The sequence below is a fragment of the bacterium genome (genome assembly GCA_040755795.1).
In the GTDB taxonomy this organism is placed as follows: domain Bacteria; phylum UBA9089; class CG2-30-40-21; order CG2-30-40-21; family SBAY01; genus JBFLXS01.
Genome location: JBFLXS010000508.1, coordinates 1 through 2,556, shown reverse-complemented (window position 1 = coordinate 2,556; position 2,556 = coordinate 1). Strand labels below are relative to the sequence as shown.

The window sequence follows — 2,556 nt, the reverse complement described above, 5'->3', positions numbered from 1 at the left end:
TTTCCTTTAGTTGCAAAGCCGTTTCTATCGCATTCATATCAAAGGGATTGATGATAGATTTTACCCCTTCGCGAATTAAAGTATGCGTCTTTGGGTCTATCCTTACCGCAGAGGTTTCAGGCACCTGCTTTATACAAACTATTATCTTCATTTTTAAATATTATAGATTACATTGTCATTTTTGTCAAGTAGAGATTTTTGACCTTGAAAAAACTGGTTGACTTTTTAAGGAAGGTGTGGTAAAATTTTGTAACCGTTCAGCCACAGAGGCACAGAGTTCACAGAGAATTAGAGAAATTAGCCACCAATGCACATGAATTAACCTGTGTGACATTCGATAAATGTAGTGCGAACCTTTAGGTTCGCTTTCCTGCTTGCCAGAAGCGAGGCTAACGCCTCGCACTACAAATCTTTTCCACCTGTACGGTTAAAGGTAAAATGGATAATGTAAAATGAGAAATGTCCAATGAAAATGTATAACTGAAAGGTAATGAGTCTTGCGAAGTAGTAAAATTTCCCATTTTTCATTTCCTATTTTACATTTTACATTATATTTTTCCTTTGCGTCTCTGCGATGAATTAGTCTAATCGCACAGGTGGAATCTTTTTATTATTCGTGTTCATTCGTGGTTATATATTCCCTCTGTGTTCTCTGTGACTCTGTGGCTATATCCTGAACGGTTACAAAAAAAAGTTATCTAACGGGGTAAAGGAGAAGATAACATGCAAAAGCCAAAAAAAACAAATCTCTATTACTTAATTATCATTATTCTTGGTGGATTGATTCTAAGATTAATATTTTTTAGTGGTTATGTTGGAGGTGATGATAAACACTATATAACCCAAGCTTATAAATACTCTATAGGTGATTTTGTACCGGGAGATAATCTCTGGGCACTACGAATTGGATTAGTCATACCTACATCTTTTTTCTTTTTCTTATTTGGCGTTAATGAATTTAGTTCAATCTTATTTTCTTTGCTCTGTTCTATAGGGAATATAATCCTAATTTATCATTTGGGAAAATTACTTTTTGATGAAAAGGTAGGATTAATAGGAGCCTTTTTACTTTCCTTCTATCCCTTAGATGTAATATATTCTACTCATTTATTTCCAGATATAGTACTATGTTTTTTTACGGGTTTAACTATTTATTTATTTTTAAAAGGTGAAGATAATGAAAAGAAAATATGGTATTTATTATCTGGTATCTCGTTGGGTATTTCTTATTTAATCAAAGAATCAACGGTAGTCATTTGTCTATTTTTTATTTTTTATATACTCTATAAACGAAAGATCAAAATCAATTATTTTTTGGTGCCTTTAGGTTTTTTATTGATAGTGGGTTTGGAATTAACTTTATATTATTTCCAGATAGGTGATTACTTCTACAGACATCATAAGATATATGAAAGATGGCCCTCTAGTAGAGATGATATAAACATTCTAAGAGGAAGCAATTGGGTTATTGAACCTTTACTTATGCTGACTACAAATCAGGAATTTGGTCTCTTTTATTATTTTATCCTGCCAATCATTGTTTATCTCCTTTTTAAAAGAGATAAGAAGGTTAACATATTACTTTGTTGGTTGATTCCATGCTTTTTATACCTTTTCTATGGTTCAGTAAGTCTCTTTTATTATCTACCTACCGAGAGGGATGAAAGATATACCTCAATAATAACCCTTTCTGCATTACTTATTTTAGCATATTTTTTAGTTAGAAAGATGAATAAGAAATTTTTAGTCTCATCTATAATACTTCTTTTTTTGACATCAATTGGTGCTGTTTATGTGGATAATAGCAGAATTCAAGATTATGTATATAGAGAAACTTATACCTTTTATAAAAATCATCCAAATAGTAATTTGATAGTTGATTCATTTAATTACTTTTCCATATTATTTTACACAGAATTTAAAACAAATCCTAATTTAAAAGTGTTCTATCCAGATGATGTTGCCAAGAAGAGTGATGTTGCTAAGGATATTAAAAAGTTATACCCGGATGTAGAAGAAATATTTGACCTGAACAAAGTTCATAATACTTATGTATCTATTGATATGAACTATATTAATCAAATCCCGTTGAAGGCTAAATTAGTTAAGACTATAGAAAAACCACAAAGATTCTATTATATCTTATTAGAAAAAGGTTTTTTAAAAGAGGTGTGGGAGGGGATAAGAGGAGACAGAAAGTATCCATTCAGGAAAATCTATAAGATTTATTATTTAGATTGAAGTTAATAATTCTACCTCCGTAGAAACCGTGTCCTCAATTTCAGGTAACTGTATATTTTTTTTCCACATCTTTTCGATCTGTATGATTAGGTTTTAGGCTACCAAATGTCCCCCGCTGGCGGGGGAGATTTCAGTTCCCATCAACGGGGGGAACTCAAATTAGCAGTCTAAACCTAACCGCACAGGTGGCAAGATTTTTCACAGATTTTAGAGATTTATGGGATGTGTCCCTGGGTTTGTGCAATTTGATTCTTACCCTTTGATTTTGCCTTCAGCAGGCTCATCTCAAGATAATCAAGAAGTTTATCTTTATCC

General features: G+C 32.0%; 2 protein-coding genes. One reads left to right on the top strand and one right to left on the bottom strand.

The genetic code is table 11. The features are described 5' to 3' along the window. Positions 1-151, bottom strand: a 151-nt coding sequence (locus AB1414_19035) for an electron transfer flavoprotein subunit beta (protein MEW6609507.1), incomplete at its 3' end; no start/stop codon positions are given. A gap of 572 nt (positions 152-723) precedes the next feature. Between AB1414_19035 and AB1414_19030 the strand changes: the two genes are divergently transcribed. Next, positions 724-2,241 (top strand): glycosyltransferase family 39 protein, encoded by a 1,518-nt coding sequence (locus AB1414_19030; protein ID MEW6609506.1) that lies wholly within the window; start codon positions 724-726, stop codon positions 2,239-2,241. Positions 2,242-2,556: the final 315 nt, after the last annotated feature.

Excerpts from the sequence above, each read along its gene's own strand:
- AB1414_19030 (MEW6609506.1), top strand. The coding sequence starts at position 724 with ATGCAAAAGCCAAAAAAAACAAATCTCTATTACTTAATTATCATTATT.